Below are 20,833 nucleotides of genomic sequence, written 5' to 3' on the forward strand. Positions count from 1 at the left end.
CGCCTTCAGCGCTGCAGCTCCTTCACGATGCGGGCGCGGAGCTTCTCGTCGGGCAGCCGGCCGAAGCCCGCCCGCACGTTGTCGGCCAGATGCGAGGGCTTGCTCGTGGCGGGCAGCGGGCAGTTCACCGCGGGGTGGCCGAGGATGAACTTGAGGAACACCTGCGCCCAGCTCGTGCAGTCGATGTCCGCGGCCCACCCGGGGAGGGGGCGGCCGCGCACGTGCTGGAAGAGGGAGCCGCTGGCGAAGGGCTGCATGACGAGCACCGCCACGCCATGCTCGGCGGCGGCGGGCAGCAGGCGCTTCTCCGCGTCGCGCTCCGCCACCGAGTAGGGCAGCTGCACGAAGTCCAGCTTCTCCTCGCGGATGAAGCGCTCCAGGTCGTCGAAGGCGCTGCGCGCGTAGTGCGTGACGCCGATGTAGCGGATGCGGCCCGCGGCCTTCCATTCACGCAGGACGGGCAGGTGTGCCCGCCAGTCCACCAGGTTGTGAATCTGCATCAGGTCCATGCGGCCGTGGCCCATGCGCCGGAGGGACTCGCGCATCTGCGCAATCCCCTCGCTCTTTCCGGTGGTCCACACCTTGGTGGCCAGGAAGGGCTTCTTCGTCTCACCGAGCTTCTCCAGCAGCTCGCCCACGACCTGCTCCGAGCGGCCGTACATGGGCGAGGAGTCGATGAGGCGCGCGCCCGAGTCCAGGAAGGCGCGGAGCACCTGGGCCAGGGGCTCGCGCTCTGCCGGGGCGGCATCGAAGGTCTGCCAGGTGCCAAGCCCGATGACGGGCAGGGCCTCGCCCGTGCTGGGGATGGGGCGTGTGAGCATCGCATCTCCTCGAGAGGGGGAAGGGGCGGCGGCCTTGCCCGTGGGCTTCGTGGTGGGCTGCGCGGCGGCGAGGCCGGGGAGGAGCAGGCCGCCCAGGGTCGCGGTGAGGACGTCGCGGCGGGACGGAGACTGTGGACTGCGGGCCGGAGCGCGGGAGGACATGGGCCGGCATGTTAGCGGCCCGGCGGTGGGCACTCGCGGGTGACGGCTGCGCGGGAGTGGACAGGTGACAGTTTCTGCCGACGGCGGTGTTCCCTTGGCACGAGCGGGGCGGTGACGCCCCCCGGCGACTCCTCTGGCCCGGTGCCCGCGCAGTGCGGGCCGGGCCACTCTCGGAACAGTCCAGGAAGGTCCAGGCGATGAATCGCAAGGTCTCGGTGTGCGCGGGGATGGTGGCGGCGGCGGTGGCGTTCTCGGCTTCGGCCGAGGAGAAGGTGGCTGGACAGGCCACGCAGGAGGCGCCTGGGCAGGTGGCGGCGGTCGATGGCCCGGGTACGGCCCGCACGATGAGCGCGTCGCCTGGCGTGGACGTGGCGGTCGTGGATGGCCTGGATGCGTCCCGCCTGCTGGCCGCGTCGCCTGGCGTGGAGGTGGCGGTCATTGATGGCCTGGATGCGTCCCGCCTGCTGGCCGCGTCGCCTGGCGTGGAGGTGGCGGTCATTGATGGCCTGGATGCGTCCCGCCTGCTGGCCGCGTCGCCTGGCGTGGAGGTGGCGGCCATTGATGGCCCGGATGCGTCCCGCCTGCTGGCCGCGCCTCCGTTGGAAAGTGTGGCGGAGAATCCAGCCGTGCCGCGGGCCGAGGCGCGCCCCACCCCGGTCGGCATCACGGCGGATGCGTCCGTGGCGGAGCAGCCTGCCTCGACCGGCAGCGCGCTGGACGAACCAAGGGCGGAGGCAAGGGATACCGCCGTGGCGGAGCAGCCTGCTTCGACCGGCGGCGCGGTGGACGCACCAAGGGCGGAGGCAAAGGCCACAGCCGTGGCGGAGCAGCCTGCTTCGACCAGCAGCGCGGTGGACGCACCAAATGCGGAGACAGCCAAGAGCACAGCCGTCGCGGTGGCGGACACTGCCCGCGGCGGTGAGGTGCGTGCATCCGAGCAAGCCGCGTCCTCGGCCGAGACGAAGTCGGAATCGGAATCGGACGCGAAGGAGGTGCACATCCCCTTCAGCTTCACCCTGGTGCCGGGCCTGAGCACGTCGGGGTTCCACACGAGCAACGTGGTCAACAACGTCTCCATCGGCCTGGTGTCGACCCACGCGAAGCGGGTGGACGGCGTGGCCATGTCGCTGGCCGGCAACTGGGTGGAGGACGGCGGACTGAGCGGCGCGCAGCTCGCGGTGGGCGCCAACGTGTCCCGAGGACCGGTGTCCGGCGCGCAGTTCTCCGTGGCCACCAACGTCTCGGGCGCGGACCTGCTGGGCCTGCAGTCCACCGTGGGCGTCAACGTGGTGCGAGGGCACGCGGAAGGGGCGCAGCTCGCGGTGGGTGGCAACATCACGTCGGGCGCCGTGAATGGCGCGCAGCTGGGCGTCGGCATCAACGTGGCGGGAGAGCGCCTGCTGGGGGCGCAGCTGGCGGTGGGCGCCAACATCGCCAGCGGGTCCGTGCATGGGCTCCAGGCGGCGGCGGGGCTCAACGTGGCGGGACAGATGAGCGGGCTGCAGATGTCCTCGGGCGTCAGCTACGCGCGGAGCCTCTCCGGGACACAGCTCTCCATCATCAACGTGGGCGGCGAGGTGGACGGCGCGCAGGTGGGCATCGTCAACGTCGCCAACAAGATTGCGGGCGCGCAGGTGGGCATCGTCAACGTGGCCCGCGAGTCGGAGGGCGAGGCGGTGGGCATCCTGAGCATCGTGGGGGGCGGCCAGGCCCACGTGGCGGCGTGGACCAGCGACGTGGCGCTCACCCACGTGGGGGTGAAGCTGGGCGGCCGCCACATCTACTCGCTGTTCACTGCGGGCTATAGCCCCTCCCTCGACGGAGAGCGCCGCCGCTACGTGCTGGGGGCAGGCCTGGGGGCCCACATCCCCGCGGGCCGCTTCTTCTTCGACGTCGACGTGACGAGCAGCACCCTCCATTCGCAAAAGCTCTTCGAGGACACCCACCATGTCCTGGGGCAGCTCCGGCTGACGGCGGGCTGGCAGGTGGCGCGCCGCTTCGCGGTGTTCGGCGGCGTCAGCGCCAACACGCTCGTCTCCTGGGACGGCAAGGACCAGTGGCGGGAGCTGGGCATCGGTCCCGAGTGGAAGAGCGTGTCGGACGAGGGCCGCACCGTCGTGCGCATGTGGCCGGGCCTGCTCGCGGGTGTGCAGATTTGACGAGCCCCACCATGTTCATCCCAGGCGCCTCGTCGGAGGGGCGCCCGGGGGTGATGCGTGGAACGAAGCATGCGCGCCATGGTGCTGCGCGCCGCGGGGCAGCCCCTGTTCGAGTCACGGCTGCCCATCCCCCGTGCCGGCCTGGAGGAGCTACTGCTCCGCGTCCACGCCTGCGCGGTGTGCCGCACGGACCTGCACATCGTGGACGGGGAGCTGCCGCGGCCCAAGCTGCCGCTGGTGCTCGGCCATGAAATCGTGGCGACGGTGGAGGCGGCGGGCGAGCGGGCGACGGCCATTCCGGTTGGCACGCGCGTGGGGGTGCCCTGGCTCGGCTGGACCTGCGGACGCTGCCGCTTCTGCGTGTCCGGCCGGGAGAACCTCTGTGCGCAGGCGCGCTTCACCGGCTATCAAATCGACGGGGGCTTCGCGGAGTTCACGGTGGCGCATCACCGCTTCTGCTTCCCGCTCCCGCCGGAGTACGCCGACGTCCACGCCGCCCCGCTGATGTGCGCGGGCCTCATCGGCTTTCGCAGCCTCCGCATGGCGGGCGCGGAGCGCCGCCGCTTGGGCCTCTACGGCTTCGGCGCGGCGGCGCACCTCATCATCCAGGTGGCGCGTCACCAGGGGCGGCGCGTCTTCGCCTTCACCCGGCCTGGCGACGCGGAGGGGCAGCGCTTCGCCCGGGAGCTGGGCGCGGAGTGGGCGGGCGGCTCGGAGGTGCTGCCTCCCGAGCCCCTGGACGCGGCCCTCCTCTTCGCGCCCGTGGGCGCGCTGGTGCCCGCGGCGCTGCGGGCGGTGGACAAGGCGGGCGTGGTGGTGTGCGGCGGCATCCACATGAGTGACATCCCCTCGTTCCCCTACGCGCTGCTGTGGGAGGAGCGGGTGGTGCGCTCGGTGGCGAACCTCACCCGGGCGGATGCGCTGGACTTCCTCGCGCTCGCGCCGCGCGTGCCGGTGCGCACCCAGGTGCAGGTCTTCCCCCTGTCCGCCGCGAACGAGGCCCTCACCGCGCTCCGGCAGGGGAGGGTGCGAGGCGCGGCGGTGCTCGACCTGACCGCGCCTGCGTGAGCCAGCCAGGGACGGAGCAGGCGCCCGCCCACCGCCCGGCTCCATTGAGGCAAAACGCCACGCAACGCCTGCGGCGGTGTCCCAATCCGCCGCAAACACCGCGTGAAGTGAGCGGGCGGGCGACGGGATTTCGCGGGCCTGGCGCTGGCCGCGCAAATGCATCGGGAGGCAGGGCAACCCGATGCCCCCTCACCGGGGCACCACCACGCGAGGCGGACGATGAACCGAGCGCTGCAAATCACCTATCGGGGCATGGAGACGAGCGAGGCCCTGAGCGAGTACATCCGCGACCACGCCGACAAGCTGGAGCAGTTCTACGACGGAATCGTCGGGTGCCACGTGGTGGTGGAGGAGCCGCACCGGCACAAGCAGCGCGGCCGGCATTTCCACGTGCGGGTGGATGTGAGTGTGCCGGGACGGAACATCGTCGCCGCCCGGGACCCGGAGGCGCGCGACGGCCACGAGGACGCCTACCAGGCGGTGACGGATGCGTTCGACGCCGCCAGACGCCAACTCCAACACTACGCGGATGCCTTGCACTCGCACCATCGGTGACGTCAGGCCTCACGCCCGCTTCATTCTCATCACAGACATTCAGTCGGGCGGTCGCGGGGCCCACCTTCCCAACATTTGTCAATCAAACCCATGACAGACCTGGGGCGCTGAGCGCTATCGTGTGGCTTGTCACGCCATGAAAGCCCAGCGCCACCAGGTGCTGCGGGTCGACGCCGAGGACTTCCACCTCGTCACTGCCGCCGTCCACTCGACAGCCTCTCTCTTCCAGCCGGTCACGCCTCCTCGCGCGAGGGGCGGCCACGGGGTCTGGATTTACCCGAGGGCGGTGCGATGACCCCCCCGGTGCGCAAGCGTGCGTGGCTGGTGCTGATGGGCGTCATCTGGGCGGGGGGCGTCACCGCGGGCTCGCTGGCCATGGCTCGCTACGCGCTCACGCCGGGCGAGTCACGGGAGCCCCCGGCGCGCTGGCCCGTCCGCTCCGGGCTGCCGCGGGTGGAGGGCCGCCCGACGCTGGTCATGCTGGCCCACCCGCGCTGCCCCTGCACGCGCGCCAGCCTGGGTGAGCTCTCCGTGGTGATGGCGAAGGCGCGGACGCGGCTGGACGCCTTCGTGCTCTTCCTCAAGCCCGAGGGGACGGAGCAGGACTGGGAGCAGGGCGAGCTGTGGCGCGCGGCGGCCGCGATTCCGGGTGTCACCGTCCTGCGCGACGCGGGCGGCGTCCTGGCCGAGGGCTTCGGCGCCGTCACCTCCGGCCAGGTGCTCGTCTATGACGCGGCGGGGGCGCTGCGCTTCAGCGGCGGCATCACCCCGGCGCGAGGCCACGCGGGGGACAACGCCGGCCGTGCGGCGGTGGAGGCGCTCCTGGACGAAGGGCCGGTGCTGGCGGAGCGGGCCGGGCACGCCGTCTATGGTTGCGCGCTCGAGAATCCGCGCGGGAGCGAGCCATGAGCACGGCGCAGGAAGCCGCCTCGGGCCCGCCGCTGGCGCTCAAGGAGCGCGCCGCGAGGCTCTTCCTGGAGCACCTGCTCGAGGTGCGCAGCCGGACGGATCGGCTCTTCGCGGGGTTGATGCTGGGCCAGTGGGTGGTGGGCATCGCCATCTCGGTGGTGGGGCCCTCGCGAGGCGCGCACCTCCAGGCGGCCCTGCTGACGGGCTCGCTGCTCAGCGCCTTGCCGGTGGTCATGGCCCGCTGGCGCCCGGGCTCCACGCCCACGCGGCACGTGGTGGCGGTGTGCCAGGCCCTCTGGTCCTCGCTGCTCATCTTCCTGACGGATGGCCGGGTGGAGACGCACTTCCACATCTTCGGCTCGCTGGCCTTCCTCGCGCTCTACCGCGACCCGTGGGTGCTGCTCTCCGCCAGCATCACCACCGTCGTGGACCAGGTGGCGCGGGGCATGTTGGGGACGCCGTCCCTCTACGGAGGCCTCCAGCCGGAGCTGTGGCGCTTCGTGGAGCACGCCTTCTGGGTGGCCTTCATCGACGTGGTGCTGGTGTATTCGTGCCGCGGCATGCTGCGCGAGCTGCGCGAGGTGGCGGTGCGCCGGGCGGAGCTGGAGCTGGCCCGCGAGCGCGAGCAGGCCAAGGCGCGGGAGCTGGACCGCGCCCTGCGCGAGCTCAGTGGCTTCCAGGAGCACCTCATCCGCGTGGAGAAGCTGGCCGCGGTGGGGCAACTGGCCGCCAGCGTGGGGCACGAGCTGCGCAACCCGCTGGCGGCGGTGCGCAACTCCCACGCCTATCTGTCCCGCAAGCTCACGAAGGACCCAGCGGGGGCCGCGGATGACCCACGGGTGTCTCAATTCCTCGGACTGATGGAGCGCGAGCTGAATGCCTGCGCGAAAATCATCTCCGACCTGCTCGACTTCGCGCGCGAGCGTCCGCCCGCGCTCCAGCCCTGTCCGCTGCGCCCGCTGGTGGACGAGGCCATCGGCGTGGTGCCGCAGCGCGAGGGTGTGCGAATCGTCAACGGTGTTCCCGAGTCACTGCCGGTACCCAACCTGGACAAGGAGCAGTTCCGCCAGGTCCTCGTGAACCTGGTGCAGAACGCGGTGGAGGCCATGCCCGTGGGGCGCAATGGAGAGGTTTCAGTGATGGCGGAAGGTGGCGAGTCCAAGCCCTGGCGCATCCGGGTCGTGGATGACGGCGCGGGGATTCCTCCCGACGTGCTGCCCAAGATTTTCGAGCCGCTCTTCACCACGAAGACGCGCGGCACCGGCTTGGGACTGGCCATTGTCGCCAACATGGTGCAACGTCATGGCGGCACAATCTCTGTGCGAAGCGAAGCGGAGCGGGGTAGTGAGTTCCTCATCGAGCTCCCCGCGGCAGCGGCGGCACAGGCCGCATGATGGAGGACGTCGCAGTGGCCCCCGCGCGCATCCTGTTGGTTGACGACGAGGAGTCGCTCCGCATCACCCTGGCCGCGAACCTGGAGCTGGAGGGCCACACGGTCCTCGAGGCGGCCAATGGTGAGGAGGCCCTGCGCCTCCTGGAGCATCAGTCCGTGGACGTGGTGCTCACGGACATCCGCATGCCCGGGCTCCATGGCGTGGAGCTCCTGCGCCGCATCAAGCAGGAGCGCCCCGACATGCCGGTGGTGCTGATGACGGCCTTCACGGCGGAGGAGCTGGTGGACGACGCGCTCGCCGAGGGCGCCTTCACCGTGCTGCCCAAGCCCTTCGACGTGACGCACGCGCTGGACACGGTGCTGCGCGCGGCGCGGGCGCCCCAGGTCCTGGTGGTGGACGACACCGAGCAGGTGGCGCGCGGCATGGTGCGCGCGCTGAGCACGGTGGGGCTGCGCGCGCGCGCCGTCTACAGCGGCGAGGAGGCGCTGGCCTCGCTGCGCTCGGGTGAGTACGACGTGTGCGTGCTGGACCTGGTGATGCCGGAGATGAGCGGGCCGGAGCTGGTGTCCAAGGTGCGCGCGGCGAACCTCTCCGTCGCCATCATCGCCGTGTCCGGCCACGTGGTGCCGGAGATGCTGCGCCGGGTGGCGGCGCAGGGCGCGGTGGTGTGCATGACCAAGCCGGTACCGCTGCGCGAGCTGGTGCAGGCGATTGCTCGGGTGCGAGGCCGGCCACAACAAGGGCTGCAAGGCGCGAGGATTTGACCCATGGCAGGCAGAGACCTCCAGGCGCGAGAGCGGGCGGCGGTGGCGGACGTGGTGGCCTCCACCCTGCGGCACGACCTGCGCAACAAGCTGGCCAGCATCCGCAACGCTTCGTTCTACTTGATGCGGCAGGTGAAGAAGACGGACCTCTGGAGCGCGGACCCGCGCGTGGAGACCTTCTTCCAGCTCATCGAGAAGGAGCTGACGTCCGCCGAGGACGTGCTCTCCAAGCGGGCGCCGCCGCCCACCGGGGGCGCCCGTCCGAAGGGCAGCGCCCGCGAGGGCGTGGAGCACGCGCTCGCCCAGGCCCAGGTGCCTCCGTCCGTCACGGTGGTGCGCGACCTGACGGAGCGGAGCAGCGTGCCGCTGGAGGTGGAGGACCTGGCCCTGCTGGTGCGCTGCCTCGTGGACAACGCGCTGGAGGCCATGCCGCGCGGTGGCACCCTCACGCTGCGGACCCGGGACACGGACGCGGGCGTGTGCCTGCGCGTGGAGGACACCGGAGAGGGGCTGTCGCCGGAGGCGTACTCCCGGGCCCTGGAGCCCTTCTTCACCACGCGTCCCCACCACGCGGGCCTGGGGCTGAGCATCGTCCACCGCACGGCCGTCCGGCACGGCTGGCAGCTGGACCTCGGCGCGGGCCCCACGGGGGGCACGTACGTGGAACTCGTCTTCACGGGCCCGGACGCAGGGGCCCATGACCGGAATGACGTGACGCGGGGGAGCAAGTGATGGAGACCAACTGGACCTTCGGGCGTTGCCTGCTACTCGTGGAAGACGACCCTTCCAATCGGATGACGTTGTCCGCGCTTCTCGAGGACGCAGGCTTCGCGGTCGTCACGGCGGGTTCCTATTCGGAGGCGGCGGGATTATTGAACCGGCCTCGCGCGTATGACGCCGTGTTGCTGGACCAGAGCCTGGGAGACGGCTTTGGTACCGGGTTGATTCCGCTGGTGCGTCACCACATGCCGAAGACGAAGGTCGTCTTCGTCACCGGGCATGACGGGAAGATCGACATGCCGGTGGACGCCGTCTTCCGCAAGGGTGGCCACTTCGACGACCTGCTGGCCTTCCTTTTCAAGTTGTTACCCCAGCGCCCGCTGGGCGCCTGACCGAGAGGTTCCAGAATGTTGCTCCCTTCCGTTTCCGAGCGCTCCGCTCTCACCCGACGGCGGGAGCAACTGGCCCGGACCCTGGGGGCCGTGCCCGCCTTGCTGGCGTCGAGCCGCCCCCGTCCGCGCAACTACGCCGCAGACCAGTTTCCCTTCCGCGCCTCCAGCCACTTCCTCTACCTGTTCGGGCTCGCGATGCCGGACGGCATGGGCCTGTATGACGGCCAGGGCTGGACGCTGTACCTGCCCGAGCCCGGCCCCGACGACGCGCTGTGGGACGGCGTGGTGCCCGGCTTCGACGAAATCGCGGAGCGCACGGGCTGCACGGTGCGCTCGCGCGCCGAGCTGCCCGCGGCGCTGAAGGGCCGCGAGGTGGCGACGCTGCCCACGCCGGACCTGGAGACGTGTTGGGACGTGGCGGCGCTGCTCGGCCGCGAGGTGCGTCCGGGCCACCTGTCGCCGGTGGACGTGCCGCTGGCGGACGCGATGATTGCGATGCGCCTGCGCCACGACGACGCGGCGGCGGCGCAGCTCCGGCAGGCCGCGGCCGTCACGACGCCGGCCCACCTCGCGGGCATGCGCGCGACGCGGCCGGGCATCCTCGAGGCGGTGGTGCGCGCCGCGATGGAGTCGGAGTTCGTCTCGCGCGACGTGAGGCCGGCCTATCAGCCCATCGTCACCGTGCACGGCGAGGTGCTGCACAACCTGCGCTACGACCACACCCTGCACGAGGGCGAGCTGGTGCTGGCGGACGTGGGCGGTGAGAGCCCGGGCGGCTTCGCCTGCGACGTGACGCGCACGTGGCCGGTGACGGGGCGCTTCAGCACGACGCAGCGTGAGCTGTACGAGCTGGTGCTGCGCATGCAGAAGGCCAGCATCGCCGCCGTGCGCCCTGGCACGCGCTACCGCGACGTGCACCTGGCCGCGCACCGGGAGATGGCGCACGGGCTGGTGGCGCTGGGCATCCTCCGGGGAGACCCGGAGGAGCTGGTGGTGGACGGCGTCACCGCGCTCTTCTTCCCGCACGGCGTGGGCCACCTGCTGGGCCTGGACGTGCATGACATGGAGGACCTCGGAGACCGGGCGGGGTACGCGCCGGGCCGCACGCGCTCGCCGGAGTTCGGCCACCGCTCGCTGCGGCTGGACCGGGATTTGGAGCCCGGCATGGCGGTGACGATCGAGCCGGGCATGTATCAGGTGCCGGCCATCCTGTCGGACGCGCGGCTCACCGCGCGCGCGAAGGACAGGCTCCAGCGCGACGTGCTGGCGCGCTACGCGGACGTGCGCGGCATCCGCATCGAGGACGACGTGCTCGTCACGCCCGAGGGCCACGAGGTGCTCACCGCCGCCATCCCGAAGGAGGCCGCGGACATCGAGGCCGTCATGACCAGCTCTGCCCGTCCAGCTCCGGGAAGGTGACCTCGCACTGGCCGGGATTCACCCCGTCCACGCGCGCATAGCCATTCTTGTTGAGCGTGCCCTCGCGCGTGCTGCCGTCCGGGAGCGTCACCCGGTAGCGCGCGTGGGGGACGGGCTTGCCCTCCTCGTCCTTCAGCTCGATGGCCAGCCACGTCTGCTCCTCGACCGGGGCTTCCTCTGTCTGAGGCGGGGGCGGCTCGGGCCACGGGGCGGGCAGGAGCACCGGGCGCTCCACGGCAAGCGCCACCAGCTCGCCCTGGGTGAAGGCCTCGGTGAGCCGTTGCTGGAGGCGCTGCTCGTATCGGCTGCGCTCCAGGCCGGACAGGCCCAGCGGGCGGGTGCCTCCGAGCGCTTCGTACATCGCGTACAGCGTGTGCGCGGCCGGTGTGGCCAGCCAGCGCTTCAGTGAGGACGTGACGAACACATCCGGCACCGGTGCATGTTTCGCCTGCAGTCGCTCCAGGTCGACGGACGGAACGACGAGCCAGTCCTCCCCCTGGGCTGGAAGCCTCCATCGGCGGTCACCTTGCAAGAGCGGCATCATGACCATCCCCCTGTCTCGGAGTGTTGCAGCATAACTCGCTGAGGACGGGGCAGGGATTCAGGTCGCGCGGCGTCGGGCGCCGCGCGTGGGGGTGTGGGTTGCGGGACGTCCGCGTGGGACGGTGGGGCAGGGCTACTGCTGCGGTACGGGTTCCGGGGAATTGCTGTCGGCGGGCGGAACCGGGCTGCTGTGCGAGAACACCATGAGCCACTTTCCGCCGCGGCGCTGCCACACGTCGGTGAAGTACACCCTGTCGGTGGCCTCGCTGCCGTCCGTCATGCGCAGCTGTGAGCGCTGGATGCCGGCCATCACACCCGTGTCACCGAAGACATGAGCCTTCATGGCTTCGGCTTCGACGGACGTGAAGCCACCGGGGATTTCGCCGATGCTCGCGACGAATGTCTCGCGGTCAATCTCCGAGCCATCCGCGCTCCGGTAGACGAAGTCCTCGGCGGTGAGGGCCTTGATGGTGGCGAGGTCCTTCGTCTGGAGGGCGCGCATGACGGAGGTCTCGAGGTCCGTCAGGGTGCGCACGTCGTCAGCGGAAGGGGTGGTCATGGGTGTCTGACTCCGGGTGGATGCATGGCCGCACGCAGAGGCCGCCAGCAGGATGGATGCGAGCAGGATTCGGTTCATGGAGGCGGCAAATGTACATGTGTCATCGACATTCGTGTCGCGGTGTTCCGCGCGTGCACGCATGAGGAATGAAGTTCGGAAGCGCGAAGTTGCGGGGGCGCGAGCGCCATCCACCGTGAGTTGACCGGTGAAGCAGTGGACAGGCGCGGTGTCTTCAAGGGGCACAGCGTTCGAGGAAGGACACTGGGGGTGGCGCGACGAGGACCGGGTCCTACGTTGCACGCTCTGTCGAAGTCAGGGCCGGTGAGTGCAGCGCGGGCGAGGGAGGGCGTGTGGACGAGCTTCTTTCCGGAGCTGAAGGGCAGTTTTGTACTCAGGGCAAAGGCACTCCCGGTGCACCGCTGGAGCCCCGGCGGTCCGCGAGCGTGCACGAAGCGCTTGCTGGGGACCTCGACGCGTATCTCGACCGGGAGCTCTTCGAGGCGCCGGACACCGAGGCCGCCGCGTGTGACACCGCGTCCGTGACGGAGGTCTCCGAGAGTCTGCGCGAGCTCCTCGCGTTGGCGGAGGCGGAGACGGAGTGGATGGAGCAGCATCCCCGGTCCACCTCGCCTGTCGCGGAGGTCCTGTCCGAGCCCACGGTGGAGATTCCCGCGTGGATGCGCACGTCGCCCGACGCGAAGCAGGTCACGTCCCTGGGCGCCTTGTTGCTACCGCTCGACGCGGAAGCCCTGTCCCATGTGACAGGGGCGGCACCGTTGTTCGGGTCGGCCCCGCAGGACGCTGCATCGTGGGATGGGCGACCGCTGTCCGCGCCGTGGGAGGTTGCCGCCGTGGGTGCCGAGGCTCCGGCTCGCGGGATGGGCCTGTGGTTCTCCGCTTTGATGGGCGCGGCCGCGGTGGGCGCGCTGACGGCGGGCCTGCTCCTGGTCGCGGGGCTGTCCGTGCGCGAGGGCTCGCTCCCGAGTGCGACAGCACGTGTCTCCCATGTGGAGGTGCCTGACACCGCGGGTGTGGGGGATTCGAGCCAGACCGCGTCGTTCCCCGCCACGGCGGGAAGCCTCGCCGCCGACGCCGCGGTGTCGCAGGACACGTCGTCGCTTGCTCCGGGAGCGGTGTCACCGGGGATGGTTTCCTCCGTACAGCCTCTGGTGAGCACGGCGTCGCAGCAGGTCTCGCTGGCGGGCGTGGTGCCATCTTCCGGGCAGGACGCGCTGCGCGAGGCGGTGGATGGACTCCGGCCGGATGGCGCCTCGCCGGCGCCGTCGGATGCTGCCCGTCGCACGGACACCCAAGCGCTCGCCGTGGCGCAGCCCGCTCCCGTCGCGCGCAAGGTGCGCACGAATGCGGACGAAGCCGCGGCCCTGCCGGATGCGCCAGCGGCACCCGTCGAGCTTGCCTTCGGTGAGGCCGAAGCCGGTGGCGCCGCTCCTGGCGAAGGCGTGCAGTCATCCCCCGGTGATGTTGTCGCGGACGCGGTGGAAGAAGCGGCCGCCGAGGAGAAGGGACCGTATGCGGACCTCGATGAGGAGTTCGCGCGCGAGCTGGGCTTCACCGACGACGCGGAGGCGGAGGCCTTGAAGGCGCAGGAGCCTGCCCGCACCGTCTACGTGCCGCCCGCGCTCGACATGAAGGAGCACCTCACGCCGGAGGACGTGAAGCAGGTGGTGGTGACGAACCAGCCCGCCATCACCGCGTGCCTGCGTTCTCATTCGGAGGGGACGGCGATGGCCTCGGGCGGCCGCTTCGTGGTGCAGTGGTCGGTGCTGCCGAGCGGCGAGACGCTCAACGTCTCCATGGACTCCAGCGTCCTGCGTGGCACACCGCTCGCGCGCTGCATCGAGGACGTGGTCCGCCGCTGGAAGTTCCCGGTGCATCAGGTCCGCATGCAGGAGCCCATTCGCTTCCCGTTCATCTTCTGAGCGGCGGGCTGCTCGACAGTCCATATGCTTCCACCTGGAATGTCAGCGCCCGAGACGCCGGAACCCACGGAGTTGCATGTCTGCCACCGGTGTCTGGTGCGCCTGGACGCGAGCGCCGGAGGCGTGGACCTGCCACGGCGCGTGCGAGCGGCCCTCGCGGGGCGCGGGCTCGAGCAGCGGACACGCGTGATTGCTTCGGGCTGCCTGGGCGAGTGTCCCATGGACCGCGTGAGCGTGCTGGTGCTGCCCGAAGGCGGCACCGGAGCGCACATCCAGCTCATCGACCCCGCGAAGGACGGCGAGGACCTGGCCGAGCACGTCAGCCGGCTTCCTGGCCCCTGAGGCCAGCGTGTCCGAGCATCGGCGCCTGCCCGGCAGTGGAGGCCACGCACGCGGTGTGGAGCCTGCTCGGTGGCCGGGCGGAGGCTGCGTCTGCGGTGGTGAAGCGTGTCGAGTGGCGGAGTCCAGGCTTGCGGTGGTGGAGCGTGTTTGGTGGCGGAGGCTACGTCTGCGGTGGTGGAGCCTGCTCGGTGGCGGAGGCTACGTCTGCGGTGGTGGAGCCTGCTCGGCGGCGCGTAGCCTGTTCGGTGGCGGAGGCCACGCCTGCGGTGGCGGGGGTTGCTCGGCGGCGCGTAGCGTATTCAGTGGCGGAGGCCACGCCTGCGTTGGTGGAGCTCGCTCGGCAGTGGACGCTGCACCCGCGGAAGTGGACAGCGCCGCCGGATGCGCGCAGCAAGGCGGAGCATCCGTCGCCGGTGTCCGCGCCCGCTTCGTCCTCGCTACCGGCCGCGCGCGGCTTCGCGCTTCCGCGTCCCGCGCGCCTGTGCCCCCGCGAGCTGCGCGGCCTTGAGCAGCGCTTCCACCATGGGCACGGCGCTCGCCTCGCCCTTGCCGGCAATGGCATACGCGGTACCGTGGTCGGGCGAGGTGCGCGGCACGGGCAGGCCCAGCGTCACATTCACCGTGCGCTCGAAGTCCAGCGCCTTGGCCGGGATGAGGCCCTGGTCGTGGTACATGGCCAGCACCGCGTCGTAGCGCGAGCCCACCTCGTCGGGCTTCGCGAAGAGTCCGTCCGCGGGGATGGGGCCGTGCGCGTCCACCCGGGACGCGCGGGCCTTGCGGATGGCGGGGCCAATCACCTCGACCTCCTCGCGCCCCAGCAGTCCGCCTTCGCCCGCGTGCGGGTTGAGCCCCAGCACGGCGATGCGCGGCTTGCGGCCCACCACCGGCTCGAGGCTGCGCGACAGCAGCTTGAGCTGCGCCGTCAGGCCGCCCACGGTCAGCAGCCGCGGCAGGTCCGCCAGCGGGACGTGGTTGGTGGCGAGCGCCACGCGCACGCGGGGCCCGTCCATCAACATCATCACCTCCACCCCGAAGGCCTCCGCCAGCACCTCGGTGTGGCCCATGAAAGGGATGCCCGCGCGGGAAATCTGCTCCTTCGACACCGGTGCGGTGCACAGCGCATCCACGTGCCCGGCCCGCATCGCATCGATGGCCGCCGTCACGAAGGCGTACTGCGCGCGGCCGCCCTCGCGCGAGGGCTTGCCGGGCGCGCGGTCCTTCTCCTTCAGCCGCGTCACCTCCACCACCGTGGGCGCGTCCACGCGGCCCAGGGCCTGTGGCGCCACACGGGCGTAGCGGCGGAAGACGGGGAAGCGCTCCAGCGTGGGCCCATCCCCGAAGAGGACGGGGATGAGCGCCTTGCGCACGGAAGGCCGGGCCAGGGCCGCGGCCGTCACCTCGGGCCCGATGCCCGACACATCTCCCAGGGAGATTCCGACGAGCGGAAGGCCCATGGGCTTACAGCTTCACGTCGATGTTGGCCTTCTGCCGCAGCTCCTGCACGTACTGGTCGAGGAACTTCTCCGTCTTCTCCTGGAGCAGCTTGCCCTCCAGCTTGGTGCGCATCTCCTCGTACGAGGCGGCGGCCACCGCGCGGCGCTCCTCCACCTTCAGCACGTGCCAGCCGAAGTTGGTGCGCACCGGGTCGCTGACGCCGCCCTCTGGCAGGGTGAACGCCGCCTTCTCGAACGCGGGGACCATGACGCCCCGCTTGAACCAGCCCAGGTCGCCGCCGTCCGCGGCGCTGGGGCCCTCGCTGCGGGCGCGGGCGAGCGAGGCGAAGTCCATGCCCGGGCGCCGCGCCTCCGCGGCGATGGCCTCCGCCTTCTTCTTCGCGGCCTCCACCTGCTCCGGCGTGGCCTTGGCGTCCACCTGCACCAGGATGTGGCGCGCGTGGACCTCCGAGTCACCGCTCTCCATGCGCGCGTACTGCGTATAGGCGGCCTTCAGGTCCTCCTCGGTAATCTTCACCTGGGAGCCGACCTTCATCCGCAGGAGCCGGTCGCGCATGATGCGCTTGCGCATCATGTCCCGGTACGTGGCCATGGTGAGGCCTTCGTTCAGCAGCAGCTGCTCGAACTGCGCGGGGTCGGTGATGTTGTTCTGCTGGCGCACGTCCGCCACCAGCTCATCCACCTCGGCCTCGGTGGCGGTGATGCCCAGCTGGGCGATTTCGGCCTCCATCAGCTTCTCGCCGATGAGGGTGTCCAGGGCCGTCTTCATCAACTGCAGCCGCTGCTCGCCGCGCTTGCGCGGGTCCGGGTCGTTGATGCTCGCCAGCTCCGGGGCCGCGCGCTGCTGCACCTCGGACAGCGCGATGATGTCGCGGTTCACCACCGCGGCCACCTTGTCCACCAGCTCCGCGTGCGCCGCCGTGCCGCCGCCCAGGAGCGCCACCGCCGCGATTGCCGCCACCAGCTTCTTCATTCCTGCCATCCTTCCGCACCACCCCGGGCGCGTCCAACCGACGCCCCGGACTTCGATTCCGTCGTCACTCCGTCGCCGCCTGCTGGGGCGCCGGACGCCCGCGGATGGCCTGCAACGTGGCCTCGTTCACCTGGATCTGCGCCTTCTGCCGCAGCTCCTTCTCGAACGTCTCCTGCGCCTGCGCCCGCTTCTGCTCCAGCACCTTGCTCTCCACCAGTTGCCGCACCTCCGCGAACTCCCGCTTGCGCGCCGGCTTGCGCTCCAGCACGCGGAAGAGGTGGAAGCCGTACTCGGTGGACACCACGTCCGAAACCTGCCCCACCCCCAGCTTGAATACCACCTCGTCGAAGGCGGGCGGCATCTGCCCCCGGGGGAAGAAGCCCAGGTCGCCTCCCACCTTGGCGTCCGCGCTCAGCGAATACCTGCGCGCCAGGTCCGCGAACTTCTTGCCGGACTTGAGCTGGGATTGCAGCCGCCGTGCCTCGTCCAGGCCCTTCACCACGATTTGCGCGGCGTGCACCCGCTCGGGCTCATGGAAGTCCGCCTCGTGGGCGGTGTACCAGGCCCGCAGCTCCTCTTCCGTCACCGCCACCCGCGAATACACATGGCTGGCGAACAGCTTCTCGATGGTCAGCCTGCTCGCCTCGCGCGAGCGCAGCTCCGCCATGGACAGCTGCCCCTGGGCGAGCACTTCGTTGAAGTTGCCGGCCGGGTAGTCACCCGACAGCCGCAGCACCCCCCGGTCCACCTCCTCCGGCGAGGCGGAGAGGTTGTGCTTGCGTGCCTCCTGGAGCAGCAGCATCCGGAGGATGTACGTATCGAGGAGCGCGCGCTTGAAGGGCTCCACGTCCTCCAGGGTGCGCTGGGACACGTCCGACAGCGCCAGCTCCCGCCACAGCTCCTGCTCGAAGTCCGCCCGGGTGAGGACCTCGCCGTTGACGCTGGCGACGACCAGGTCCTCCGGCGTCTCCTTCACGGGCTTGTTGCAGGCGGATGCCCCCAGGGCCAGCGCGATGGCGAGTGGGACCAGGGGGGCGCGGGTGGGAGAAGGGCGCATGCGCGGGGCCTCGTGGGTGGAATGGCTCCAGATGGGCAAGCCGTCAGTCATGGCACGAGGCCCGTTCCGCTAGCACGCCGGGCAGGGCCGGACAACCTCACCCCGTCTGGGGCCGCGTCGCGTGTGCGGAGAGGAACGCCTCCACCAGGGGGAAGATTTCGTCCGGGGCCCGGCGACCGAGCACCAGGTCCGCGTGGCCGTAGTCCGCCCCGAAGCCATGGGCCCTGCCGGCCACGAGGAACTTCACGGGGCCTCCCAGGTGCTCCTTGGCGCGCGCCACCGCCATGGGCGGCGCCAGGAGGTCCTTGCTGCCGGCCAGCAGCAGGAAGGGGATGGTCACCCGGGAGAGGGACTCGCGGTAGTCGAACTCGCCGTTGTAGGACGTGAAGCGGTTGGTGGTAATCCAGCGGGCGAACTGGCGCCCGACGCCGCCAGCGATGTCCGCGGGCACGTTGGCCAGTGCACGCCGCACCACCTCGGTGTCCATGTTCTCCGCCAGCATCATGTAGCGGCTCATGGGCCCCGGCGGCGCGCCGAACAGGGCGATGCTGGTGACGCGGCTGGTGGGGATGACCCGCAGCTTCAGCACCGGCTCCACCTTCTGGATGAAGGTGCGCAGGCCCGGCTGCACCGCGAAGGTGAAGGGAGCGCCGAGGACGACGGCCGCCCGCACCGGCGCCTGGGGCGTCTTCGCCAGGTGGGCGTAGAGCATCAGCCCGCCCTTGGAATGGCCAACCCAGAGCACTTCCCTGGCACCTGTGGACAAGACGGTGCGCACCGCGGTGCGCACGTCGTGCTCGGCCTGGTCGTCGAAGTTGAAGTCCAGACAGTCGCCCGCCAGGCCCCGGCCTCGCAGCTCCAGCACCCAGGTCTCGAAGCCCGCGCGGGCCAGGTAGCGGGCCAGGCTGTAGTGCTCGTCGAAGTCCAGGTGGAAGCGGTTGGCGCCCAGCCCGTGACAGAGGATGACCGGCTGGGCGAAGCGCTTCTCGCCCCGGGCGTGATAGCGCCCCAGGGCAATGGAGGCCCCGTCGTCCGTGGGCACCCGGTACAGCTCATCCGGCCGGAAGCTGAGCGTCAGCAGGCCCTCCTTCCCGCGCGTCATCGTCCGCGAAAAGAGGTCTGCCATCCGCCCCAGCCGCGCCACCTGTCTACGAGTCACCTCCGCAGTCTAAGCCGGACCGTGGGGCGATGCGGTGTTCATTGCTGAGCAGCTCCCTTGTACGGCAGGACTGTTGCAGGGAGATGTGGGAGACGACTCGGAGGACGTGGCAATGCAGCGAAAGCTGGCTTGGATGGAAAAGTGGTCCTCCCTCATCGCCACGGTTTTTCCCACGGATACTCTTCTGGCGGCCCTTCGGACGATGGAGCGGCACCAGGTGCGGTTGCTGGGCGTGGTGGGGGATGGGGGAGGTCTGGTGGGTGTGGTCAGCGAGGAGCACATCCTCGCGGCCTGGCGGGGAGACCCCCTGGCGCCCGTGGCGGGCGTCATGGCGCGGGCGGGGGCTCCCGGGGCGAGTCGATATCCCGCGCGGCGGTTGCGGTTCCGGGTGCCGAGGCGGCGCGAGCTGGGCCTGGGAGAGGAGGGGGCGGGGAGGAAGTAGGGCCGGCGGTCCGCGAGGGCGGTACAGTGCGGCACGCCGTGCCGGACGAATCGCCCTCGTGGACTGTCTACATCCTGCGGTGCCGTGACGGCACGCTCTACACCGGTGCCACCAACAACCTGGAGCGCCGGCTGGCCACGCATGGCCGGGGCCGTGGGGCCGCGTACACGCGCGCGCGCCTTCCCGTCACCCTGGTGTGGAGCGAGGTCGCGGAGGACCGCGGCTCGGCCTTGCGGCGGGAGGCCGCCATCAAGCGCCTGTCCCGCGCCGAGAAGCTGCGGATGCTGGCGGCGTCACCGCTTGCGCGCCGGCGCACCTGAGTGAGCGAGGCCACTCCCGGTGGCGGCGTCCATGGTGCATCGGCTCGCGGACGTTTCGCGCCGCTGGGGCAATACCTCCCTCGGAGCCGACGCGTTACGCTGGTGTCACCTTCCAAAGGGGCCGGTGCATGTCTCGCTCGTACTCGAAAGTGCTGGGAGTGTTGGCGCTGTGTGGGCTCGGTGTGTCCTGCCGTGCCAATCACCTGCCGGAGGTCACCGCGGGGCCTCGTCCCATGCCGCAGGTCGTGAGGGCAGGGGACGAGGTGCGGTTCATGTTCGAGGTGGCGGACCCGGACGGGGACTCCATGACCTTCGCCTGGGTGCAGGTTCCCGCGGAGCCCGCGGGGCGCTTCAGCGACGTGGGCGTGCAGAACCCCACCTGGGTGGCGCCCGAGGTGTCGGAGACGATGGATTTCTCCATCATGGTGACGGTGTTCGACAGCGAGGGTGGCGGCATTCGCGCCACGGGGCCCAGCGTCATCGTGCAGGCCCCCTCGCCCCAGTCGCCCTGAGCCCGGTGGGCCGCCCGTCAGGCGGTGGCGTGCGGCTCCGTGGGCGGCGTCTGGTCCGCCTGCGGCCGGGCCCGCCGGTGGGTGCGGCGGACGAAGAGCACGCCCAGGACGAGGAAGAGGGCAGCGCCCACGCCTCCGCCAATCACCTGATACGAAATCAGGTCCGCGGACGTCTTGCGGATGACCTCGGGCAGGTTGCACATCGTCTGCGTCGCGTAGGGCGTCTCGTTGTACCAGCCGAGATAGTTCGGTCCCATCCACGAGGCGACCACGACGCCCAGCAGGGCGCCGACGAGGACGAAGTTGAGGAGCGTCTTGGCGGCGTTCATCTGCAGGCACCTCGGCTGGTTGACGTCGGGGCGTGCTTAATATGTGCACGCCAGCGCCGCAAAGGGTGGAACGTGTTAAGGAAGTGGGCGTGCCGCTGCTTCCGCTCGCCATCCTGTTTGCCGTCCTCGCGCTGGGATGCGCTGCCACCCTGCTCGTCCACGCGTTCCGGCGGAGCGTGGGCACGGGGATGATGGTGCTGCTCATCCCCTGCTACATGCTCTTCTACGCGTTCAGCCAGTTCGAGCACCGGCGCAAGGGCCTCATCGTCGCCGGCTTCATGGCCTGCACGGTGCTGGCCGCCGTCTTCCTGGGGCTGGGGCTGCATGGCGCCGCGGCGCTGAGCGCCCGTCCCCCTCCGCCCACGGGCTTCTGATGGCGAGGCCCCCCAGGTGGAGGGCCGTGTGCTGACGCCCACAGGGGCCGTCTGCGCCACCCACCCGGACGTGGCCGCGGTGGCCACGTGTGCCCGCTGCGGCGGCTTCCTATGCGGTGACTGCACGGAGCTGGCGGGTGAGACGCCCTCCTGTGCGCCCTGCGTGGCGGTGCTGCGCCAGGAGGCGCGGCCGTCGCGGGTGATTCCCGTGGCCCTGGCGCTCAACGTGGTGGGCCTGGCGAGCCTGCCGTGCTCCCTGTACATCCTGGCGCTGCCCACGCTGGTGGCGGGCCTGGTGGGCGTGGTGCTGGGCATGCGGGAGCTGCGGCGCATCGCCCGGGGCGAGGGCGCGGAGCGCGGCCGGACCCTGGCGCGGGTGACGGTGGTGCTCGGCTGGGTGGACCTGGGGCTCGCCGCGGGCTGGGCGGCCTTCGTGCTTGAAGCAGCGTGGAGCTCACGGTGATGA

General features: G+C 70.9%; 24 protein-coding genes. 16 read left to right on the top strand and 8 right to left on the bottom strand.

Translation table 11 applies throughout. The features are described from left to right. Nucleotides 1-5: 5 nt before the first annotated feature. A complete protein-coding gene (locus tag VZL07_RS16740) occupies nucleotides 6-983 on the bottom strand; it encodes an aldo/keto reductase (protein ID WP_426756542.1) in 978 nt (325 codons plus the stop codon). Between the two features lie 197 nt (nucleotides 984-1,180). Between VZL07_RS16740 and VZL07_RS16745 the strand changes: the two genes are divergently transcribed. From VZL07_RS16745 to VZL07_RS16785, 9 genes are all read left to right on the top strand, one after another. Beyond that, the gene (locus VZL07_RS16745) at nucleotides 1,181-3,142 is read left to right on the top strand and encodes an LA_2272 family surface repeat-containing protein (RefSeq protein ID WP_426756543.1); all 1,962 of its coding nucleotides are present in this window, start codon (nucleotides 1,181-1,183) and stop codon (nucleotides 3,140-3,142) included. Between the two features lie 69 nt (nucleotides 3,143-3,211). Then, a complete protein-coding gene (locus VZL07_RS16750; protein ID WP_426756544.1) occupies nucleotides 3,212-4,210 on the top strand; it encodes a zinc-dependent alcohol dehydrogenase family protein in 999 nt (332 codons plus the stop codon). A gap of 219 nt (nucleotides 4,211-4,429) precedes the next feature. Further along, on the top strand, nucleotides 4,430-4,765 hold the full coding sequence (hpf, locus tag VZL07_RS16755; RefSeq protein ID WP_426756545.1) for a ribosome hibernation-promoting factor, HPF/YfiA family: 336 nt from the start codon (nucleotides 4,430-4,432) through the stop codon (nucleotides 4,763-4,765). Nucleotides 4,766-5,056: 291 nt separating this feature from the next. Beyond that, a complete protein-coding gene (locus VZL07_RS16760) occupies nucleotides 5,057-5,674 on the top strand; it encodes a RedB protein (protein ID WP_426756546.1) in 618 nt (205 codons plus the stop codon). Further along, nucleotides 5,671-7,068: a sensor histidine kinase gene (locus tag VZL07_RS16765; RefSeq protein WP_426756547.1), complete on the top strand. Its 1,398-nt coding sequence runs from the start codon at nucleotides 5,671-5,673 to the stop codon at nucleotides 7,066-7,068. Before VZL07_RS16760 ends, VZL07_RS16765 begins: the two co-directional genes overlap by 4 nt. After that, nucleotides 7,065-7,832: a response regulator gene (locus VZL07_RS16770; RefSeq protein WP_426756548.1), complete on the top strand. Its 768-nt coding sequence runs from the start codon at nucleotides 7,065-7,067 to the stop codon at nucleotides 7,830-7,832. Before VZL07_RS16765 ends, VZL07_RS16770 begins: the two co-directional genes overlap by 4 nt. Nucleotides 7,833-7,835: 3 nt before the next feature. Beyond that, nucleotides 7,836-8,564 carry an ATP-binding protein gene (locus VZL07_RS16775; protein WP_426756549.1) on the top strand — a complete coding sequence of 243 codons (729 nt, stop codon included), beginning with the start codon at nucleotides 7,836-7,838 and terminating at the stop codon, nucleotides 8,562-8,564. After that, nucleotides 8,564-8,944: a response regulator gene (locus VZL07_RS16780; protein WP_013936365.1), complete on the top strand. Its 381-nt coding sequence runs from the start codon at nucleotides 8,564-8,566 to the stop codon at nucleotides 8,942-8,944. Before VZL07_RS16775 ends, VZL07_RS16780 begins: the two co-directional genes overlap by 1 nt. A gap of 15 nt (nucleotides 8,945-8,959) precedes the next feature. Beyond that, the gene (locus VZL07_RS16785; RefSeq protein WP_426756550.1) at nucleotides 8,960-10,363 is read left to right on the top strand and encodes an aminopeptidase P family protein; all 1,404 of its coding nucleotides are present in this window, start codon (nucleotides 8,960-8,962) and stop codon (nucleotides 10,361-10,363) included. On the opposite strand, the gene VZL07_RS16790 is transcribed toward VZL07_RS16785, so the two are convergent. Beyond that, nucleotides 10,326-10,907, bottom strand: a complete 582-nt coding sequence (locus VZL07_RS16790; protein ID WP_426756551.1) for a carboxypeptidase regulatory-like domain-containing protein — start codon at nucleotides 10,905-10,907, stop codon at nucleotides 10,326-10,328. The genes VZL07_RS16785 and VZL07_RS16790 overlap by 38 nt on opposite strands. Nucleotides 10,908-11,039: 132 nt before the next feature. Continuing rightward, nucleotides 11,040-11,465, bottom strand: a complete 426-nt coding sequence (locus tag VZL07_RS16795) for a nuclear transport factor 2 family protein (protein ID WP_426756552.1) — start codon at nucleotides 11,463-11,465, stop codon at nucleotides 11,040-11,042. Between the two features lie 443 nt (nucleotides 11,466-11,908). Here VZL07_RS16795 and VZL07_RS16800 point away from each other — a divergent pair, with 443 nt between their 5' ends. Both VZL07_RS16800 and VZL07_RS16805 read left to right on the top strand, forming a co-directional pair. Beyond that, the gene (locus VZL07_RS16800) at nucleotides 11,909-13,405 is read left to right on the top strand and encodes an AgmX/PglI C-terminal domain-containing protein (RefSeq protein WP_426756553.1); all 1,497 of its coding nucleotides are present in this window, start codon (nucleotides 11,909-11,911) and stop codon (nucleotides 13,403-13,405) included. A 39-nt stretch (nucleotides 13,406-13,444) separates the two neighbouring features. Then, complete coding sequence (locus VZL07_RS16805; protein WP_426756554.1) at nucleotides 13,445-13,747, top strand: hypothetical protein; 303 nt, start codon at nucleotides 13,445-13,447, stop codon at nucleotides 13,745-13,747. A gap of 437 nt (nucleotides 13,748-14,184) precedes the next feature. On the opposite strand, the gene pdxA is transcribed toward VZL07_RS16805, so the two are convergent. The 4 genes from pdxA to VZL07_RS16825 form a co-directional block, all read right to left on the bottom strand. Beyond that, on the bottom strand, nucleotides 14,185-15,201 hold the full coding sequence (gene pdxA / locus VZL07_RS16810; RefSeq protein ID WP_426756555.1) for a 4-hydroxythreonine-4-phosphate dehydrogenase PdxA: 1,017 nt from the start codon (nucleotides 15,199-15,201) through the stop codon (nucleotides 14,185-14,187). A gap of 4 nt (nucleotides 15,202-15,205) precedes the next feature. Next, on the bottom strand, nucleotides 15,206-16,174 hold the full coding sequence (locus VZL07_RS16815; protein WP_426756556.1) for a peptidylprolyl isomerase: 969 nt from the start codon (nucleotides 16,172-16,174) through the stop codon (nucleotides 15,206-15,208). A 64-nt stretch (nucleotides 16,175-16,238) separates the two neighbouring features. Continuing rightward, the gene (locus VZL07_RS16820; RefSeq protein ID WP_426756557.1) at nucleotides 16,239-17,231 is read right to left on the bottom strand and encodes a peptidylprolyl isomerase; all 993 of its coding nucleotides are present in this window, start codon (nucleotides 17,229-17,231) and stop codon (nucleotides 16,239-16,241) included. A gap of 97 nt (nucleotides 17,232-17,328) precedes the next feature. Beyond that, nucleotides 17,329-18,357 carry an alpha/beta fold hydrolase gene (locus VZL07_RS16825; RefSeq protein WP_426756558.1) on the bottom strand — a complete coding sequence of 343 codons (1,029 nt, stop codon included), beginning with the start codon at nucleotides 18,355-18,357 and terminating at the stop codon, nucleotides 17,329-17,331. A gap of 166 nt (nucleotides 18,358-18,523) precedes the next feature. On the opposite strand from VZL07_RS16825, the gene VZL07_RS16830 reads away from it, so the two are divergent. The 3 genes from VZL07_RS16830 (at nucleotide 18,524) to VZL07_RS16840 (ending at nucleotide 19,664) form a co-directional block, all read left to right on the top strand. Then, the gene (locus tag VZL07_RS16830) at nucleotides 18,524-18,832 is read left to right on the top strand and encodes a CBS domain-containing protein (RefSeq protein ID WP_426756559.1); all 309 of its coding nucleotides are present in this window, start codon (nucleotides 18,524-18,526) and stop codon (nucleotides 18,830-18,832) included. Nucleotides 18,833-18,858: 26 nt separating this feature from the next. Beyond that, entirely contained in the window at nucleotides 18,859-19,152 is a 294-nt protein-coding gene (locus tag VZL07_RS16835) for a GIY-YIG nuclease family protein (RefSeq protein ID WP_426756560.1), read from the top strand. Between the two features lie 128 nt (nucleotides 19,153-19,280). Continuing rightward, a complete protein-coding gene (locus tag VZL07_RS16840) occupies nucleotides 19,281-19,664 on the top strand; it encodes a hypothetical protein (protein WP_426756561.1) in 384 nt (127 codons plus the stop codon). A 17-nt stretch (nucleotides 19,665-19,681) separates the two neighbouring features. Here VZL07_RS16840 and VZL07_RS16845 read toward each other — a convergent pair whose 3' ends face one another. Next, nucleotides 19,682-19,993 carry a hypothetical protein gene (locus VZL07_RS16845; protein WP_426756562.1) on the bottom strand — a complete coding sequence of 104 codons (312 nt, stop codon included), beginning with the start codon at nucleotides 19,991-19,993 and terminating at the stop codon, nucleotides 19,682-19,684. 89 nt (nucleotides 19,994-20,082) lie between these two features. Here VZL07_RS16845 and VZL07_RS16850 point away from each other — a divergent pair, with 89 nt between their 5' ends. Both VZL07_RS16850 and VZL07_RS16855 read left to right on the top strand, forming a co-directional pair. Next, nucleotides 20,083-20,367 carry a hypothetical protein gene (locus VZL07_RS16850; protein WP_426756563.1) on the top strand — a complete coding sequence of 95 codons (285 nt, stop codon included), beginning with the start codon at nucleotides 20,083-20,085 and terminating at the stop codon, nucleotides 20,365-20,367. A 28-nt stretch (nucleotides 20,368-20,395) separates the two neighbouring features. Then, nucleotides 20,396-20,830, top strand: a complete 435-nt coding sequence (locus VZL07_RS16855) for a hypothetical protein (RefSeq protein WP_426756564.1) — start codon at nucleotides 20,396-20,398, stop codon at nucleotides 20,828-20,830. The last annotated feature ends 3 nt before the right edge of the window (nucleotides 20,831-20,833 follow it).

This window comes from Pseudomyxococcus flavus, assembly GCF_050038885.1.
GTDB classification, from domain to species: domain Bacteria; phylum Myxococcota; class Myxococcia; order Myxococcales; family Myxococcaceae; genus Myxococcus; species Myxococcus flavus.

Bases quoted from the DNA above. Each gene is read 5' to 3' on its own strand.
- VZL07_RS16805 (WP_426756554.1), top strand. From the start codon at position 13,445: ATGTCAGCGCCCGAGACGCCGGAACCCACGGAGTTGCATGTCTGCCAC.
- VZL07_RS16825 (WP_426756558.1), bottom strand. From the start codon at position 18,357: ATGGCAGACCTCTTTTCGCGGACGATGACGCGCGGGAAGGAGGGCCTG.
- VZL07_RS16780 (WP_013936365.1), top strand. From the start codon at position 8,564: ATGGAGACCAACTGGACCTTCGGGCGTTGCCTGCTACTCGTGGAAGAC.
- hpf (WP_426756545.1), top strand. From the start codon at position 4,430: ATGAACCGAGCGCTGCAAATCACCTATCGGGGCATGGAGACGAGCGAG.
- VZL07_RS16840 (WP_426756561.1), top strand. From the start codon at position 19,281: ATGTCTCGCTCGTACTCGAAAGTGCTGGGAGTGTTGGCGCTGTGTGGG.
- VZL07_RS16820 (WP_426756557.1), bottom strand. From the start codon at position 17,231: ATGCGCCCTTCTCCCACCCGCGCCCCCCTGGTCCCACTCGCCATCGCG.
- VZL07_RS16740 (WP_426756542.1), bottom strand. From the start codon at position 983: ATGTCCTCCCGCGCTCCGGCCCGCAGTCCACAGTCTCCGTCCCGCCGC.
- VZL07_RS16770 (WP_426756548.1), top strand. From the start codon at position 7,065: ATGATGGAGGACGTCGCAGTGGCCCCCGCGCGCATCCTGTTGGTTGAC.
- VZL07_RS16795 (WP_426756552.1), bottom strand. From the start codon at position 11,465: ATGACCACCCCTTCCGCTGACGACGTGCGCACCCTGACGGACCTCGAG.
- VZL07_RS16750 (WP_426756544.1), top strand. From the start codon at position 3,212: ATGCGCGCCATGGTGCTGCGCGCCGCGGGGCAGCCCCTGTTCGAGTCA.
- VZL07_RS16790 (WP_426756551.1), bottom strand. From the start codon at position 10,907: ATGATGCCGCTCTTGCAAGGTGACCGCCGATGGAGGCTTCCAGCCCAG.
- VZL07_RS16815 (WP_426756556.1), bottom strand. From the start codon at position 16,174: ATGAAGAAGCTGGTGGCGGCAATCGCGGCGGTGGCGCTCCTGGGCGGC.
- VZL07_RS16760 (WP_426756546.1), top strand. From the start codon at position 5,057: ATGACCCCCCCGGTGCGCAAGCGTGCGTGGCTGGTGCTGATGGGCGTC.
- VZL07_RS16785 (WP_426756550.1), top strand. From the start codon at position 8,960: ATGTTGCTCCCTTCCGTTTCCGAGCGCTCCGCTCTCACCCGACGGCGG.
- VZL07_RS16775 (WP_426756549.1), top strand. From the start codon at position 7,836: ATGGCAGGCAGAGACCTCCAGGCGCGAGAGCGGGCGGCGGTGGCGGAC.
- VZL07_RS16745 (WP_426756543.1), top strand. From the start codon at position 1,181: ATGAATCGCAAGGTCTCGGTGTGCGCGGGGATGGTGGCGGCGGCGGTG.
- pdxA (WP_426756555.1), bottom strand. From the start codon at position 15,201: ATGGGCCTTCCGCTCGTCGGAATCTCCCTGGGAGATGTGTCGGGCATC.
- VZL07_RS16765 (WP_426756547.1), top strand. From the start codon at position 5,671: ATGAGCACGGCGCAGGAAGCCGCCTCGGGCCCGCCGCTGGCGCTCAAG.
- VZL07_RS16845 (WP_426756562.1), bottom strand. From the start codon at position 19,993: ATGAACGCCGCCAAGACGCTCCTCAACTTCGTCCTCGTCGGCGCCCTG.
- VZL07_RS16830 (WP_426756559.1), top strand. From the start codon at position 18,524: ATGGAAAAGTGGTCCTCCCTCATCGCCACGGTTTTTCCCACGGATACT.